The 16,400-nt window shown below is 73.1% G+C and carries 11 protein-coding genes; 7 read left to right on the forward strand and 4 right to left on the reverse strand.

The features are described 5' to 3' along the window. Positions 1-74: 74 nt before the first annotated feature. From ACIBA9_RS24135 to ACIBA9_RS24145, 3 genes are all read right to left on the reverse strand, one after another. Complete coding sequence (locus tag ACIBA9_RS24135; protein WP_399366060.1) at positions 75-1,577, reverse strand: DUF5719 family protein; 1,503 nt, start codon at positions 1,575-1,577, stop codon at positions 75-77. After that, positions 1,574-5,302: a glycosyltransferase gene (locus ACIBA9_RS24140; protein ID WP_399366426.1), complete on the reverse strand. Its 3,729-nt coding sequence runs from the start codon at positions 5,300-5,302 to the stop codon at positions 1,574-1,576. Before ACIBA9_RS24140 ends, ACIBA9_RS24135 begins: the two co-directional genes overlap by 4 nt. 392 nt (positions 5,303-5,694) lie before the next feature. After that, a complete protein-coding gene (locus ACIBA9_RS24145; RefSeq protein ID WP_003975777.1) occupies positions 5,695-5,958 on the reverse strand; it encodes a WhiB family transcriptional regulator in 264 nt (87 codons plus the stop codon). Positions 5,959-6,632: 674 nt separating this feature from the next. Between ACIBA9_RS24145 and ACIBA9_RS24150 the strand changes: the two genes are divergently transcribed. The 4 genes from ACIBA9_RS24150 to ACIBA9_RS24165 all read left to right on the forward strand — a co-directional run bounded on the left by ACIBA9_RS24150 (position 6,633) and on the right by ACIBA9_RS24165 (position 10,583). Further along, positions 6,633-7,127, forward strand: a complete 495-nt coding sequence (locus ACIBA9_RS24150; RefSeq protein WP_399366062.1) for a cysteine dioxygenase — start codon at positions 6,633-6,635, stop codon at positions 7,125-7,127. Between the two features lie 33 nt (positions 7,128-7,160). Then, a complete protein-coding gene (gene cofD / locus ACIBA9_RS24155; RefSeq protein ID WP_399366064.1) occupies positions 7,161-8,120 on the forward strand; it encodes a 2-phospho-L-lactate transferase in 960 nt (319 codons plus the stop codon). Beyond that, positions 8,117-9,433, forward strand: coding sequence for a coenzyme F420-0:L-glutamate ligase (locus ACIBA9_RS24160; RefSeq protein WP_399366066.1), 1,317 nt, complete (start codon positions 8,117-8,119; stop codon positions 9,431-9,433). The genes cofD and ACIBA9_RS24160 overlap by 4 nt, the downstream gene beginning before the upstream one ends. A 121-nt stretch (positions 9,434-9,554) precedes the next feature. Continuing rightward, positions 9,555-10,583 carry a DNA-3-methyladenine glycosylase family protein gene (locus tag ACIBA9_RS24165; RefSeq protein WP_399366068.1) on the forward strand — a complete coding sequence of 343 codons (1,029 nt, stop codon included), beginning with the start codon at positions 9,555-9,557 and terminating at the stop codon, positions 10,581-10,583. A 119-nt stretch (positions 10,584-10,702) separates the two neighbouring features. On the opposite strand, the gene ACIBA9_RS24170 is transcribed toward ACIBA9_RS24165, so the two are convergent. Next, positions 10,703-11,785, reverse strand: a complete 1,083-nt coding sequence (locus tag ACIBA9_RS24170; RefSeq protein ID WP_399366070.1) for a sugar phosphate nucleotidyltransferase — start codon at positions 11,783-11,785, stop codon at positions 10,703-10,705. A gap of 327 nt (positions 11,786-12,112) precedes the next feature. On the opposite strand from ACIBA9_RS24170, the gene ACIBA9_RS24175 reads away from it, so the two are divergent. The 3 genes from ACIBA9_RS24175 to ACIBA9_RS24185 all read left to right on the forward strand — a co-directional run bounded on the left by ACIBA9_RS24175 (position 12,113) and on the right by ACIBA9_RS24185 (position 16,262). After that, complete coding sequence (locus ACIBA9_RS24175) at positions 12,113-12,868, forward strand: TIGR03089 family protein (protein ID WP_399366072.1); 756 nt, start codon at positions 12,113-12,115, stop codon at positions 12,866-12,868. A 212-nt stretch (positions 12,869-13,080) separates the two neighbouring features. Next, positions 13,081-14,280, forward strand: a complete 1,200-nt coding sequence (locus ACIBA9_RS24180; protein WP_399366074.1) for an LCP family protein — start codon at positions 13,081-13,083, stop codon at positions 14,278-14,280. Between the two features lie 230 nt (positions 14,281-14,510). Further along, a complete protein-coding gene (locus ACIBA9_RS24185; RefSeq protein WP_399366076.1) occupies positions 14,511-16,262 on the forward strand; it encodes an LCP family protein in 1,752 nt (583 codons plus the stop codon). The last annotated feature ends 138 nt before the right edge of the window (positions 16,263-16,400 follow it).

The raw sequence follows: 16,400 nt of genomic DNA on the forward strand, positions 1-16,400 counted from the left end.
CGACCTAGTCCTCCCCGTCGGTTCTTGCCGGGGTCGCGGGGCCGGCGGGACGCCCGCGACGGGCCAGGCTCCGGCTACTTCTGAAGGACCGACAGGTCCTCGTCCGTTCTGGGCACGGCCACCATCCCGCGGTCGTTCGCCAGGGTCTGGATGGTGAAGCCGGGGACGCCGGCCTCGGTGGCCGCGAGGGTGCGCGAGGCGTAGACGGGGCCGCCGGAGACCGGTTCCACGGTCAGGGCGTAGGTGCCCTTCAGACCGGAGGGAGTGGGGGCGGCGACGTCCTGGGTGGTTCCGGACTTGATCGTGCAGGTCTTGGTCACCGGGGTGCCGCCCTCGCTGCCCGACGAGGCCGTGACCTTCACGGTGGCCGTGGCCGTGGGCGCCGTGAGGGCGAGGGTCGTGCCCTTGGCGCTGTTGTCGGCGACGGTCGCGCGGGTGCCGACGGGGGCCGTGGCCGGGATGTAGGCCGTCTCCTGTTTGTCGCCCTTGCCGCGCACGATCCGCAGGGCGGCGACCACCGGGACCGCTTGGTCGGTGGCGGTGAGGACCAGGGAGCCCGCCTCGCCGCGGGTGACGTCACCGAGGTCGGCCGCGGTGGACATGCCGGACTTGACGTGCAGGGTCTCGTTGCCGGCCGGGGTGATCAGACCGTCGGGCGAGGCCAGGCGGACCTTCAGGTCGGCATCGTCGCCGCCCGGTGTGAAGGCGATCAGACGGACGTCGGTGGCGTCCTTGGGGATGCCGGGCAGGACCAGGGTGCCGGCCGGGTCGGTCGCGGCGGCCAGCCAGTCGCCGCCCGTCTTGTCGTCCAGGGCCTGCACGGTCGCGCCGATCCGTCCGCTGCGCACGCTGACGTGTGCGGTCAGGTCGCCCTGGCGCTGGTCGGTGAGCGTGGAGAGCAGGATGGGCTCGCTCGTGTGCGGCTTGACGGTGAGGTTCTCCCCCAGCGGGGACTTGATCGCTCCGTCCTTGCCGTACAGCTCGATGTCGACGACGGCCGCGGAGTCGTCCGGGTTGGTCAGGTGCACGTAGTCGGTGCGGCCGTCGGCCGTGCTGGCGCCCGGGAACCAGAACTCGGTGTCCGCGGCGGTGCAGTTGACGCCCAGTAGTCCGCGGCCGGTGCCCGCGGCGACCTCGGTGGTCTCCTGGACGGTCCAGCCCGGCGCGAACTTGCCGTCGGCGGTGCCGATCAGCGCGGGCCCGTCGGCGCCGGAGGTGTCGCCGGTGACCGGTGTGCCCGGTTCCTTCGGCGTGAGCACCGGCTGGTCCGCCTTCTTGCGGTCGCCCTTGCCCTTGCCGCCCGTGGCGTCCGTCGACTGCTCGTCGGCGGCCCGGAGTTCGGCCTTGCCGCTGTGCGCGGTGCCCTGGGTGACGGGCGTGAACGACGTGTACGAGGTGTCGGCGATGTCCGAGACGCTCGGCGCCGGGCACAGCAGCCCGCTGCGTTCCACGGGCAGCCGGGCGGCCGCCGTCGGGGCGGCCGCGCCGGACGCGGAGGGGGTGTCGAACGCGGCGAACGCGGTGACGGCGGCCAGGGCGGTCGTACCGGCGATCAGGGACAGGGTGGTGCGGTTCACTGCTGGCTCCCGTCGGGGCGCTCGCTGCCGGTGCCGTGGGGGTGCTCGCCCGGGTCGTAGTCCTGCCGGGCCGGGTCGTACGCCTGCCGAGCGGGGTCGTAGCCCTGCCGGGACGGGTCGTACGCCGGGTCGTAGCCCTGCTGGTAGGCCGTCGGGTCGTATGGCGTCCGGTCGGCCGTCTCGCCGTAGGCGTAGGGGTCGTACGGGGCGGCCTGGTACGGGTCGGGCGGGTAGGACTGCTGGTCGTAGCCGGTGCTCTGGTAGGGCACGCCGTCCTGGTATCCGTCGTTGCCGTAACCGGCGTATCCGGCGTTCGCGTAGGTGGCCGGGTCCCACTGCTCGTAGGACTGCTGGTGCGGTACGGCGGCCGGGGGCCCCTGCGGGGGCGCCGGGGTGCCGGGGTGCTCGTCGGCGGCCTGCTCGTCGGCGGCCTGTTCCTCGGCGGCCGCCTCCTCGGCCTGGGCGCGCAGACGGCGGGCGCGGCGGCCCTCGCCCGTGCCCGCCTCGGCGGGTGGCGGCTGCTCCTCGGGCAGGTCGTCGTCGACGTCGCGGCGGCGGCCGGGCAGGGCCAGCACCACCAGGACGAGGGCGAGCGCGCCCTGGGCCCACAGCCAGGCCGTGTGGCCGAGGGGGTCGTCGTGGACGACGTCCATCCTGCCGCCGCCGGAGGGCAGCCGGAAGCCCTGGGCCCAGCCGTCGACCGTGGTGCGGGCGAGCGGCTTGCCGTCGAGGGTGGCCGTCCAGCCGTCGGAGGCGCTGTCGGCGAGGCGCAGCACGCGGTCGCCGGAGCCGGCCGGGATCGTCGTGTGGATCTCCACCGGTCCCGCGGCGACCGGCTGGGCCGTGCCCGAGCCGTCGGCGGACACGATGGCCGCGCGGGAGACCTCCTGGTCGACGCGCCACAGGGCGCTGTCGGCCTGCTGGCTGAGCCGGGCCAGCCCGGGGGTGGTGTCGAGGACGCGGGTGATGTCGCGCGGCGCGCCCTTGTGGACGAGGACGTAGCGCACCGCGAAGCCGCCCAGCTCGTCGGCCTGGTCGGCGCCGGAGCCGGCGACCAGGTTGGCGACGACCTTGTCCAGGCGTGCGTTCTCGCCGTCGGCCGCGGCCAGTTCGGCGTCTCCCAGGCGCGCGCCGGAGCCGCGGACCAGGGTGTAGCGCACGCGCGCGGTGGAGTCGCTGTCGAGGACGAGGGTGCGCGCCTGGTCGCTGCCGGAGGAGTCCTCGGCGACGAACGCGGGCACCTGGGCGGGGTCGTGGCGCTCCACGGGGCCGTCGGCACCGCGGATCATCCAGCCCGCACCGACGAGCAGCGGTCCGGCGGCGCAGGCGAAGGCGATCAGGGCGGCGACGGGCTGGCGCCAGCCGAAGCTCTGCTCCGCCACGCGTGCGCGTGCGCCGTCGGCGCCGAGGGCCGCGGCGGCCAGCAGGGCGATGCCGTAGACGAGGGTGGCCGGGCCGGCCCAGACGGAGCGGTTGGACAGCACCGCGAAGACGAGGCCCAGCAGGGCCACCACCCATGCCGTACGGATGCCCAGCTGCCGTTCGGAGCGCAGCAGGGCGGCGAGGGCGGCGAGCACGACGCCGATGAGCATCAGGCCGTGCACGGTGCCGGGGCCGCCGGGGCTGGAGCCGAGCAGGTCCACGGCGGAGGCGGCCGAGGAGCCGTACTCCAGGCCGGCCTCCCGGAAGAACCCGGTCGGAAGCAGGGTGAGCGACCAGGGGGCGAGGACCAGCAGCGGGGTGCCGAGCTGCGCGAGGAAGCGCAGACCGTGGGCGAGGACGTCGCCGCGGCGCAGGACGAGCACGCCGAGGCCGAGGATCAGCGCGATCGGCCAGATGATCGGCGTGAAGGCGGTGGTGATGGTCAGCAGCAGCGCGTACGCCCAGGTGGCGCGCCAGCTGCCGCGCGCGCCGGTGCGGCTGGTGAGACCGCTCGCCGCGACGCCCGCACGCGCGATGAGCGGGAGCAGCACGGCGAGCACGGCCGTGCCCACGCGGCCGCCGGCCAGCGCTCCGGTGGTGGCGGGCAGGAAGGCGTAGGCGATGGCCGCCCAGGCGCGCAGGAGACGAGAGGTGACGAGCGGGCGGGAGGCGAAGTAGGCGGTGCATCCGGCGAGCGGCACCGAGCAGACCAGCAGGAGGGTGACGGCGAGTCCGGTGGAGCCGAACAGCAGGGAGGCGAGGGTCGCGACGATGGCGAGGTAGGGCGGTGCGGACGGGGTACCGCCGGCGCCGACCGGGTGCCAGGCGTCCAGGTAGCGCGACCACAGGTCGCCGGCGCCGGCCGGGGCGGGCAGCAGGGCGCCGCCCGCGAGCGCGCCGCCGCCGAGCAGGGCGCGGCAGGCGACGAGGGAGACCAGGAGCAGGGCGAGGAAGAGCACCGGGCCGGGTTTGCGGGCGATCCGCTTGAGCCGGGCGAACTGCTCGATCTCCAGGAAGTCGGCGTCGTCGCCGCCGGGTCCGGACTCCACGGCGCCGCCGTGCCGGCCGGCCGAGGTGGTGTCGGTGTCGGAGCCGCTGGAGAAGTTGCCCGCGACCTGTTCCACGGTGGCCCGGATGGTGGCGCCGGGCGGCGGGAAGAGCCGGCCCAGTTCCGCCTTGTCGATCCGCGCGGGGCCGCGGCGGCGCCGGGCGGCGATGATCCGCTCGGGGCGCAGCAGCGTGCTCAGCAGGCCGCGGATCTCGTCGACCGCCTGGCCCGGGACCTTGCCGACCAGGTAGGCGACGGTCCGCAGGAGGGTGCCGAGGACGAGCCGCACCAGCACCCAGGGCAGGGCGGCGGTGCGGGTGTTGGCGAGCAGGGTGTAGACGGCGCCCGCCTTGTCGACCTTGTGCGGGGAGGCGGTGGTGCGGCCCGCGCAGTCGACGGCGCGGCGCTCGCGGGAGGCGGCCTCGGCGTGCCGGACGACCGCCTCGGGGGCGATCAGGACGCGGTGGCCGGCGGTGTGGGCGCGCCAGCACAGGTCGACGTCGTCGCGCATCAGGGGCAGCCGGCGGTCGAAGCCGCCGAGCTGTTCGAAGACGTCGCGGCGGATGAGCATGCCGGCGGTGGAGACGGACAGCACGGTGCGGACGTGGTCGTGCTGTCCCTGGTCCTGTTCGCGGCGGTCCAGGCCGGTCCAGCGGCGGCCGGAGTGGGCGATGGAGACGCCGACCTCCAGCAGCTGCCGGCGGTCGTACCAGCCGCGCAGCTTGGGGCCGACGATCGCGACGTCGTCCCGGCCGAGTTCGAGTTCGTTGTCGACGACCCGAAGGAGCTGGGCGAGGGCGTCCGGTTCGGGGGCGCAGTCGTCGTGCAGCAGCCAGAGCCATTGGACGGGTTCGCCGTGCGGCAGTTCGGGCAGGTCGTAGGCGTCGTCGCGCCAGCTGCGCGTGACCGGATCCCAGCCGCTGGGGCGCTTGAGGTACGGCAGTTCCTCGGGGGTGAGGAGCGGGGCGTTGCGGCTCGCTTCCTCCACGGCCTGGCCGAAGCCGGTGCGGCGGGCGAGGTGCAGCACGTTCCCGTCGCCGAGGGCGTCGGTGAGCAGCTGGGCGGAGGCGTCCGCGCTGCCGGTGTCGGCGGCCACCGCGTTCTGGACGGGGCGGTCCTGGCCGAGCAGGCCGGCGAGCGCGTCGGGCAGCCAGCGGGCGCCGTCGTGGGAGACGAGGACCGCGGTCACCACATGGCGCGGGAAGTCAGGGGTGGCAGCGTCGGTTTGGGCTGCCGCATGGCTGTGCACGGACATCGAGGTACGGGCCCCGGTTCGATGGACTGCGGTGGACACCCGCGGCTCCTCGTGCGGCGAGGGGACGGCGGGGCGTCTCGGACGAGCGACCACACTATCGGCTGGCCATGACGACGGCCCGCCGCCTGTGGATAACCCACCGGCGCCGGGCCGTTCGTGACGTTTTCGTGGAGGTAAGTGGAGGTAAGCGGGTACGGGTGCGCGCGTACCGGCGCGTGTGTCCCGGACCGCCGCCCCGGGCCTCGCGCTCGGACCGGGCGCTCATGGCGAACCGAGCCGGGCCGCGCGGCCGGGCCCTGCTGCCGGGCCGCTCCGTCGGGCCGCTCCGTCGGGCCGTTGGGTCGGGCCGTTGGGTCGGGCCGTTGGGTCGGACCCGCCGCCGGGCCGTCGCGTCAGACCGCGGCCTTCTTGAGCCTGCGGCGTTCGCGCTCGGACAGGCCGCCCCAGATACCGAAGCGCTCGTCGTTGGCCAGGGCGTACTCGAGGCACTCGGAGCGGACCTCGCAGGCGAGGCAGACCTTCTTCGCCTCTCTGGTGGAGCCGCCCTTCTCGGGGAAGAAGGACTCGGGATCGGTCTGGGCGCACAGCGCGCGCTCCTGCCAGCCGAGCTCCTCGTCCGCGTCGTCGACCAGCAGTTGCTGCACCAGCTCGGTCATGTGCGCCCCTCGTCCGTCTTTCGCGTCCCCGTGCGTCGCCGTAGTCGTTTTCGGCCGAACGACACGAGTGAAATTACAAGTGTGCTGCTCCGGGCGAGTCAAGCCGAGATCTGCTATTGGGCCCGTTATTCACTCTGCGGAACCAAGGCAGTGCAGAAAGTGTTCAAATCGCCATAAACCTTGACACGCAGACAGGACCCGAGGGAACGGCCGAACCGCGTACAGATCCCTGTACGGAGAAGGACGCCCTCTTGTTCGATCGCGTTCCTCGAGGCTCGAGCACTCGGATGTGCCCCATGTGTCCCGGTGCCCGGGTGAACAAACCTTTCACCTGACAGATGAACCGGATGAGGTGAAACATGTCCCACATACCGGGCGTCGAGTTGACACTGCGAGTGTGAACCGATGTCCTAGTGGGCATGTTCGCGAACTTGGCACTCACCTCGACCCGCACCGCCGGGTCCCACGGTGCTGCCCGCGCGCGCTGTAGCTGTTGTCGCTGTTCCAGCTGTTGAGCCAAGGCCGCTCCGGCTGTTCCGGGTCCACCCCGACCCGGTCGCGTTTCCCCTCGTGATCCCTCATCCAGGGCACCCCGCCCGCCCGTGACCCGGGCAGGCCGTACGCGTCACCCCAGCTTCAGCCCCCCACTGATTCGCCGAGGACCACCGCATCCCATGAACAGCGACAACGACCTCCAGATCGCCGGCGACATCCTCGAGGTCCCCCACCTGCTCCAGCCGCCGCGCGAGCATCCGGCCACCGTCGCCGAGTTCGCGGGGCTCGCCCGCTCGATCGCCGCCGACCGCTCCCAGTGGGAGCACCTGGTGCGCTACGACGCCACCAGCCGCTGGTACCACCGGCTGCGCACCGGCCCCGGCTACGAGGTGTGGCTGCTGTCCTGGGTGCCGGGGCAGGGCAGCGGACCGCACGACCACGGCCGCTCCTCCGGGGTGCTGACCGTGCTGGAGGGGACGCTGACCGAGCGCACCGAGCGGGGCACGCGCGCGCTGGCGGCGGGCGCCCAGCGGGTGTTCGCGCCGGGCTATGTGCACGAGGTCCTCAACGACGCCCTGGAGCCGGCCGTCAGCCTGCACGTCTACCACCCGGGCCTGACCGAGATGCCGATGCACACCTCCCCGCACTGCGAGGCGCGTCCGGTGACTGCCTGACGCGTTGTCGGACCCGCCTGACAGACTTGGCGCATGCGCATTGTGGTTCTGGCAGGCGGCATCGGTGGTGCCCGTTTCCTGCGCGGTCTGAAGCAGGCCGCGCCGGACGCGGACATCACGGTGATCGGCAACACCGGCGACGACATCCATCTCTTCGGGCTGAAGGTGAGCCCGGACCTGGACACGGTGATGTACACGCTCGGCGGCGGCATCAACGAGGAGCAGGGCTGGGGGCGGACCGACGAGACCTTCCACCTGAAGGAGGAACTGGCGGCATACGGCGTCGGCCCGGACTGGTTCGGGCTCGGCGACCGCGACTTCGCCACGCACATCGTGCGGACGCAGATGCTGAGCGCCGGCTATCCGCTGAGCGCGGTCACCGAGGCGCTGTGCGACCGCTGGAAGCCGGGCGTGCGGCTGATCCCGATGACCGACGACCGCGTGGAGACGCATGTCGCCGTCGACGTCGACGGCGAGCGCAAGGCCGTCCACTTCCAGGAGTACTGGGTGCGGCTGCGGGCGTCCGTCCCGGCCGAGGCCGTGGTCCCGGTCGGCGCCGAGCGGTCCAAGCCCGCGCCGGGTGTCCTGGAGGCCATCGCCGCGGCCGACGTCATCCTCTTCCCGCCGTCCAACCCGGTCGTCTCCATCGGCACGATCCTCGCGGTGCCCGGCATCCGCGAGGCCATCGCGGACGCGGGCGTACCGGTGATCGGCCTGTCCCCCATCGTCGGGGACGCGCCCGTGCGCGGGATGGCCGACAAGGTGCTCGCCGCGGTCGGCGTGGAGTCGACGGCCGCCGCGGTCGCCGAGCACTACGGCTCCGGGCTGCTGGACGGCTGGCTGGTCGACACCGTGGACGCGGCCATGGTCGAGCGGGTCGAGACGGACGGCATCCGCTGCCGCGCGGTACCGCTGATGATGATGGACGTGGACGCGGCCGCGCAGATGGCGCGGGAGGCGCTGGCACTGGCCGAGGAGGTGCGGGAAGCGTGAGCGCGGAACGCCCGGAGTACACGGTCCGGGCCCTGACGGGCATCCCCGAGGTGCAGCCGGGCGACGATCTGGCCAAGCTGATCGCCGCCGCCGGCCCCGGGCTGGCGGACGGGGACGTGCTGCTCGTCACCTCCAAGATCGTCTCCAAGGCCGAGGGCAGGATCGTGCGGGCCGACGACCGGGAGGCGGCCATCGACGCCGAGACGGTCCGGGTCGTGGCCCGGCGCGGCACCCTGCGCATCGTGGAGAACCGGCAGGGCCTGGTCATGGCCGCCGCCGGGGTCGACGCCTCCAACACCCCCGCCGGCACCGTGCTGTTGCTGCCCGAGGACCCGGACGCGTCCGCGCGGGCGATCCGCGACGGGCTGCGCGACACCCTCGGCGTCAACGTCGGTGTCGTCGTCACCGACACTTTCGGGCGACCCTGGCGCGCGGGGCTCACGGACGTGGCGATCGGCGCCGCCGGGGTGCGCGTGCTGGACGATCTGCGCGGTGGCACGGACTCCTACGGCAATCCGCTCAGCGCGACCGTCGTGGCCACGGCGGACGAACTGGCCGCGGCCGGTGACCTGGTCAAGGGCAAGGCGACCGGGCGGCCGGTGGCCGTCGTGCGCGGGCTGCCGCACGTCGTGGACGACGCGGAGGCCGTGGACGGCGAGGGCGCGCGGGCGCTGGTGCGCTCCGCGCGCGACGACATGTTCCGGCTCGGCACCTCCGAGGCGGTCCGCGAGGCGGTGACCCAGCGGCGTACGGTGCGGGCCTTCACCGACGAGCCGGTGGACCCCGGCGCGGTACGCCGCGCGGTGGCGGCGGCGGTCACCGCGCCGGCCCCGCACCACACCACACCATGGCGGTTCGTGCTGCTGGAGTCCGCGCGGTCCCGGACCCGGCTGCTGGACGCGATGCGCGACGCCTGGATCGCCGACCTGCGCCGCGACGGCAAGAGCGAGGAGTCGATCGCCAAGCGGGTCCGCCGCGGTGACGTGCTGCGCCACGCCCCGTATCTCGTCGTGCCCTGCCTCGTCATGGACGGCTCCCACCGGTACGGGGACGCCCGGCGGGACGGCGCCGAGCGGGAGATGTTCGTCGTCGCGACGGGCGCGGGCGTGCAGAACCTGCTGGTCGCGCTGGCCGCGGAGCGGCTGGGCTCGGCGTGGGTGTCGTCCACGATGTTCTGCCGGGACGTGGTGCGCGAGGTCCTCGGGCTGCCCGAGGAATGGGACCCCATGGGCGCGGTGGCGGTCGGTCACCCGGCCGAGGAGCCGAGACCGCGGCCGGAGCGGGACGCGGCCGGGTTCATCGAGGTGCGGTGACGTGACGCACGCGGCGGAATCTCCCGGCACGCGTACCGGCACGGCCGCGGGTCGCACCGCCTAGTCTCATAGGACGGCCCGTCTCCCCCGGCCGGCTCACCGCACCCCTAGGACCTCACCAGTGTCAGGACGATTCGCCCCGCGCCCGACGCGTACGTCAGTGCGCGGCGGGCAGGTCGGCGTGCCCGGCGCAGCGGGCGGGGGGATACCGCGGCAGGCGGCGGTCCCGGCGCGGGCACGGGCGCGGCGCTGGGTGCCACCGGGGCCGCTCGACCTCGGGCTGGTGCTCGGGCCGCTGCGGCGCGGCCCCGCCGACCCCACCTTCCGGGCCACGGCGGACGGGTCCGTGTGGCGGACCGCCCGCACCCCCGCCGGGCCGGGCACGCTGCGGGTGCGGGCGTACGGCGGCGAGGTGCTCGGAGAGGCGTGGGGACCCGGTGCCGAGTGGCTGCTGGACCGGCTGCCCGAGTGGCTCGGCGCGGCCGACGATCCGGAGGCGTTCGTACCCCGGCACCGGCTGGTGGCGCTGGCCCGGCACCGCAGGCCCGGGCTGCGGCTGACACGGACCGGGCTGGTACTGGAGTCGCTGATCCCGTCGGTGCTGGAGCAGAAGGTGACGACCGACGAGGCGTACCGGGCGTGGCGGCTGCTCGTCCGGGGTTTCGGGGAACCGGCGCCCGGGCCCGCGGGCGTGGGCGAACGGCCGATGTGGGTGATGCCCGCGCCGCGCACCTGGGCGCTGATCCCCTCCTGGGAGTGGCACCGGGCCGGGGTCGACGACAAGCGGGCGTCGACGATCCTGCGGGCCGTGCGGGTCGCCGCGCGGCTGGAGCAGGCGGTGGACATGCCGGCGGCCGAGGCCCAGGCGCGCCTGCGGGTCGTCCCGGGCATCGGGCCGTGGACATCGGCCGAGGTCGTGCAGCGCAGCCACGGGGCACCGGACGCGGTGACCGTCGGGGATCTGCATCTGCCGGGGATCGTGGGCTGGGCACTCGCGGGCGACCGGCACGCCGACGACGCCCTCATGCTGCGGTTGCTGGAGCCGTACGCGGGACAACGGCACCGGGCCGCCCGGCTGATCCTCCTGAGCGGACACGCCCCGGCACGCCGGGTCCCGAAGATGCCCCGGGTGGACATCGGCCTGCTCTGAGCCGACCGCCGCCACGCCTTTTGACCACGGGCCGCCGTTCACGGCCCGCCCGACGTGGCACCGTCCGAGCACTCCCGGGGGCGCGGCCCCCATGGACGGCGCCCCGGGAAGCGTCGCGGCTACTGGTCCGAGGAGAACCGCACCGCCCCCGCCGGGATGCGGGCGTCGCACCACACCCGCACCCCCTCACGCAGCTCGTTGTCGGCACCCACGACCGCGCCGTCGCCGATCACCGCGCCGGTGAGCACGGAGCGTTCCCCGACGCGGGCCCGGGAGCCGACGAGCGAGTCGGTGACGACGGCACCCGGTTCGATGACGGCGCCGGGCATGATCGTGGAGCCGCAGACATGGGCGCCCTCGGCCACGACCGCGCCCTCACCGACCACCGTGCCGCCCGTCAGCTTGGCGTCGGGGGCCACCCTCGCCGTCGGCAGCACGAGCCGGTCGCCGCAGCGGCCGGGGACCGCCGGGGAGGGTGCCCGGCCGAGGACCAGGTCGGCCGAACCGCGCACGAAGGCGGCCGGGGTGCCGAGGTCCAGCCAGTAGGTGGAGTCGACCATGCCCTGGAGGTGGGCCCCCGCGGAGAGCAGCCCGGGGAAGGTCTCCCGCTCCACGGACACCGGGCGCCCCGCCGGGATCGTGTCGATGACCGAGCGGCGGAAGACGTACGCCCCCGCGTTGATCTGGTCGGTGACGATCTCCTCCGGCGTCTGCGGCTTCTCCAGGAAGGCGAGGACCCGGCCGTTCCCGTCCGTCGGGACGAGGCCGTACGCGCGTGGGTCGGCCACCTTCGTCAGGTGCAGGGAGACGTCCGCGCCCGTCGACTCGTGGGTGTCGATCAGCGCTCTGATGTCCAGGCCCGTCAGGATGTCGCCGTTGAAGATCAGCACCGGGTCGTCGGGGCCGGAGTGGAGGCGCGAGGCGACGTTGCGGATCGCGCCGCCCGTGCCGAGGGGCTCCTCCTCGGTGACGTACTCGATGTGCAGGCCGAGGGAGGCGCCGTCGCCGAAGTAGGGCTCGAAGACCTCGGCGAGGTAGCTCGTGGCGAGGACGATGTGCTCGACGCCCGCCGCTCTCGCTCTGGCCAGCTGGTGGGTGAGGAACGGCACACCGGCGGCCGGGACCATGGGCTTGGGAGTGTGCACCGTGAGAGGGCGCAGCCGGGTTCCTTTGCCGCCGACCAGGAGGATCGCTTCTGTCACCTGTCGTCTCCGCTTCCTGCCGGGACCGGCCGGGCTACATCGTCGTACTCGTTTCGGCCGGTCAGTGTATGCAGACCGGAGACGACATCCCCGACGGCGGCACGGTGGCGCCCGGGATGGGCGTGGGGTTTCCCCCGTCCGGCACCCGTCCCGGGCGCCCGCCGACCAGGCTCAACGCCCCTGATAGCGGGCCGCGCCGGACATGATCTTGAGCGTACTCGGACAAATGTCTTCATAGCCGAACTGGCGGGCCGTGGGGAAACGTTCCGTCGAACCGGTGGCCCCGGCGTTCGGTGCCCGCGTCCGCCCGCGCGTACCCTGTGCCGGGTGAACGCCACCGATCGCACCCCTGCCGACCTGCTGACTTCCGCGCTCGCGGCGGACCCGGGCCGTCCCCTGGTGACCTTCTACGACGACGCCACGGGCGAGCGCGTCGAACTCTCCGTTGCCACGTTCGCCAATTGGGTGGCCAAGACAGCCAATCTGCTGCAGGGCGACCTCTTGGCCGGTCCCGGCGACCGCGTCGCGCTGCTGTTGCCCGCGCACTGGCAGACGGCGGTGTGGCTGCTGGCCTGCTCCTCGGTGGGCGCGATCGCGGACGTCGCCGGCGATCCGGCGGTGGCCGACGTGGTGGTCGGCGGGCCCGACTCCCTGGCGGAAGCGCGGGCTTGCCGCGGCGAGCGGGTCGCGCTGGCGCTGCGTCCGCTCGGGGGCCGATTCCCGCAGCCGCCCGAGGGCTTCCTCGACTACGCCGTCGAAGTGCCGGGCCAGGGCGACCGGTTCACGCCGTTCGCCCCGGTGGATCCGCGGGACCCGGCGCTGGTCGTGGCCGGCCGGGAGTTCAGCGGGGCGGAGGTCGTGGAACTGGCCACGGCCGAGGCGCCTTCGCTGGATCTGACGGGGCCCGGCTCGCGGTTGCTGTCGGGGCTGCCGTACGACACCTGGGAGGGGCTCTGCGCGGGCCTGTACGCACCGCTGGCCGCCGGCGGGTCCGTGGTGCTGTGCCGGCACCTCGACCGGCTGGACGAGGGGGCTCTCGCCAAGCGGATCGAGAGCGAGCGGGTGACCGCGGTCCGGCGGTGACGGCAGCCGCCACGGCGAGCGAGAGCGGGTGACCCCGCGACCCCGGGGCGCCCCCAACCCCGTGGCGCCCCCGGATCCCCGGTGGCCCCGGATGACCGTGACACTCCGGGGGTCCCCCGTTCGGAGCAGTACCGGGAGCCTCCCCCCACCCCTGCCGCCATGGTCGTAGGAGCAGCACGTGACGCTCGTACGCCTTCGAGGGGGCCCCGGCCGTGACCGACACCGCAGGCAGGCCCCTCGGTCCCGGGCCAGGGGCCTTGGCCACCGGCGACGGGCTCGCGCGGCGGCGCCGGCGACGTTGGGTGCGCGGCTCGGCGCTGGGTGCGGCCGGGCTTCTCGTGGCGGCCGCCGGGGCCGGCTGGGCCGTCTACGCCAAGCTCAACGGCAACATCACCGCCGACGAGGCGGCCGCCGCCGAGCTGACCCGGTACGAGCGTGAGCGGCCCACCGCGCTGGTGCGGGGGGCGCTGAACATCCTGGTGATCGGGTCGGACACCCGGTCCGGGGAGGGAAACGACGCGTACGGGCGGGACCACGGCACGGAGCGTTCCGACACGACGATCCTGCTGCACCTGGCCGCCGACCGGACGAGCGCGACCGCCGTGTCGCTGCCCAGGGACCTGATGGTGGACATCCCCGGCTGCCTGCGGGCGGACGGCAGCCGCGGCGAGCCGGTGTTCGCGATGTTCAACCACGCCTTCCAGGTGGGCGGTTCGGCGTGCACGATCCGTACCGTCGAGAAGCTGACGGACATTCGGGTCGACCATCACATGGTCGCCGACTTCAGCGGGTTCAAGGAGATGGTGGACGCGGTCGACGGGGTGGAGGTGTGCCTGAAGGAACCCGTCGACGACAAGGCGGCCAAGCTGAGGCTGCCCGCGGGCCGGGTCACCCTCGACGGGGAACAGGCACTGGGATACGTGCGGATGCGCAAGTCGCTCGGCGACGGCAGCGACACCGAGCGGATGGAGCGGCAGCAGCGGTTCCTCGGCGCGCTCTTCGACAAGGTGCGGGGCGAGGACGTGCTGCTGCATCCGGCGAAGCTGTATCCCCTGCTCGACGCGGCGACCTCCGCGCTGACCACCGATCCGGAACTGGCCAGTCTGCGTGGCTTGTACCAGTTGGTGCGCGGACTGCGCGACATCCCCACCGGGCGGGTGCAGTTCCTGACGGTGCCGAGGAAGTCGTACGTCTACGACGCCAACCGTGATCAGCTCGTGGAGCCTGAGGCCGAGAAGCTGTTCGCGCGTCTGCGGGCGGACGAGCCGGTGGCCGTGTCCGAGGACCGAGCTCCGGCCCCGGATCATTCACAGGAGATTCCCAGGAAGTCCGCCGGGAAAGGCGGCGGGAAGACCACTTCCCCCACCCCGACCTTCTCCGGGAACACCGCCGCCGAGCACGGCTGCGAGTAAGGCGATCGCCAAGTCGGGGACCTCCGCCAAGAAAATGAGGCGGATTGCCCAGTTGTATGAAGGTGGAATTTGTCACCAGCGTCGCTCCACGTTGAACTGGGCGGATAGTGTGAGCGATCCGGTGCACCCGGCCGCGAGGTCCGTCCTGGGGTCGTGCACCGATTCACCGAGACCCGAGCGCCTCGCAGGGGGAAGGCGCCGCGTGGCCCCGACGGAGGATTCGGACAACCGTGGACGCGCAAGGCCGTGGGCGGGCGGACAACATCGACCCCGCAGACCAGTGGGTACTCAATCCGAACACCGGCGAATACGAACTGCGACTGAGCCCTTCCGGAGCGCAGTCACCGGTTCCCGGACCCCGGAGACCGGCGCAGGGCGACGGCGGCGCGCCGCGTCGTCGTGACGAGCCGGCGCCCGACGGGAACCGGGAGCCTCGCCGGGTGCGCCCCGGGGACGTCCCGCCGCCGCGTTCCCGGCGCCGGGGCCCCGAGCCGGAGGCGCCGCAGGGGCGGCGCGCGGCCCGGCGGCCGGTGAAGAAGAAGTCGAAGGCGAAGAAGGCACTGCTGTGGACCGGTGGGTCCATGGCGTTCGTGCTGGTCGCCGTGTCGGCCGCCGGCTACCTCTACATCCGGCACCTCAACGGCAACATCACGTCCGTCTCCGACGACGGCGCGGGCACCGGCGGTTTCCGCAAGGACGAGGCGATCAACATCCTGCTGATCGGCACCGACAAGCGGACCGGCAAGGGCAACGAGGGCTACGGCGACGCCGGCAGCGTCGGCCACGCCGACACCACCATCCTGCTGCACGTCTCCAAGGACCGCTCCAACGCCACCGCGCTCAGCATCCCCCGTGACCTGATCACCGACATCCCGGACTGCCCGACGGAGCAGGAGGACGGCACCAAGAAGGTCATCCCGGGCACGGCGAGCACCCGCTTCAACAAGAGCCTCGGCCAGGACGGCCGTACGGCGAGCTGCACCATGCGCACGGTGAACGAGCTGACCGGCATCAAGCCGGACGACTTCATGGTCGCCGACTTCAACGCGGTCAAGACGCTGACCGAGGCGGTCGGCGGTGTCGAGGTCTGTCTGGGCAAGGACATCGACGACAAGGACTCGCACCTCAAGCTCGGCAAGGGCACGCACAACCTCTCCGGCGACCAGGCGCTGGCGTTCGTACGCACCCGGCACTCCGTCGGCTTCGGCGGCGACCTGAGCCGGATCGGCCTCCAGCAGCAGTTCCTGAGCGCGCTGATGCGCAAGCTGAGCGGCAACTCCACGCTCACCAGCCCGACGAAGATGCTGAAGCTGGCCGAGGCGGGCACCAAGGCGCTCACCGTCGACAGCCAGCTGGACGACATCGGCAAGCTGAAGGATCTCGGGATGGAGCTAGGCAAGCTCAACCCGAAGAACCTCACCTTCACCACGGTGCCGGTGGTCGACAACCCGACGGAGAAGGTCAAGGCGACGGTCGTCCTCAACGAGTCCAAGGCGCCCGCGGTCTTCGCGGCCATCCGGGACGACGTGTCCTTCAGCGACGTGAAGAAGAAGAAGCAGAAGGCCAAGGACGCCCAGGCCGCCCGGCTGAAGGGCTCCAAGGCCCCCGCCGCCGACGTGCGGGTGCGCATCCTCAACGGCGGTGCCCCGGCGGGCAGCGCCCAGTCGGTGCTCAGCTGGCTGCAGAACGACGAGGACGTCACCAAGTCCGAGAACGTGGGCAACGCCCCCGCCCTGCTGGGCAAGACCACGCTCGAGTACGCGCCCGACCAGGCCGCCCAGGCGCGCCGGTTGGCCGACATCATGGGCCTGTCCGGTTCCGCGCTGAAGCCCGGCAAGAGCGTCACCAACTCCCAGGGGCTGCCGGCGATGACACTGACCCTGGGCAAGGACTTCAAGGGAGCGGGCGTATCACTCACCCCCGCGACCACGGCGCCGGACGTCGACAAGTCCACCGCCGACAAGGTGCGATGCGCTTCATAGCCGGTTCGGTGCGCTGTCTTTGATCGGGTGCCTTTCACATGGATGCGTATTCTGTGCGATGACTTGCGGATGAGCAGCGTTTCGTAGGTAACCCATTGGGCCCGTCGTGCGTCTAACGAGGCGCGGGACGGGCCCGTT

Source organism: Streptomyces sp. NPDC051452, assembly GCF_044454765.1.
Classification (GTDB): Bacteria; Actinomycetota; Actinomycetes; order Streptomycetales; family Streptomycetaceae; genus Streptomyces.

What these genes read in the sequence shown, in the direction of transcription:
- ACIBA9_RS24140 (WP_399366426.1), bottom strand. Translation starts at nt 5,302, where the DNA reads ATGTCCGTGCACAGCCATGCGGCAGCCCAAACCGACGCTGCCACCCCT.
- ACIBA9_RS24145 (WP_003975777.1), bottom strand. Translation starts at nt 5,958, where the DNA reads ATGACCGAGCTGGTGCAGCAACTGCTGGTCGACGACGCGGACGAGGAG.
- cofD (WP_399366064.1), top strand. Translation starts at nt 7,161, where the DNA reads ATGCGCATTGTGGTTCTGGCAGGCGGCATCGGTGGTGCCCGTTTCCTG.
- ACIBA9_RS24150 (WP_399366062.1), top strand. Translation starts at nt 6,633, where the DNA reads ATGAACAGCGACAACGACCTCCAGATCGCCGGCGACATCCTCGAGGTC.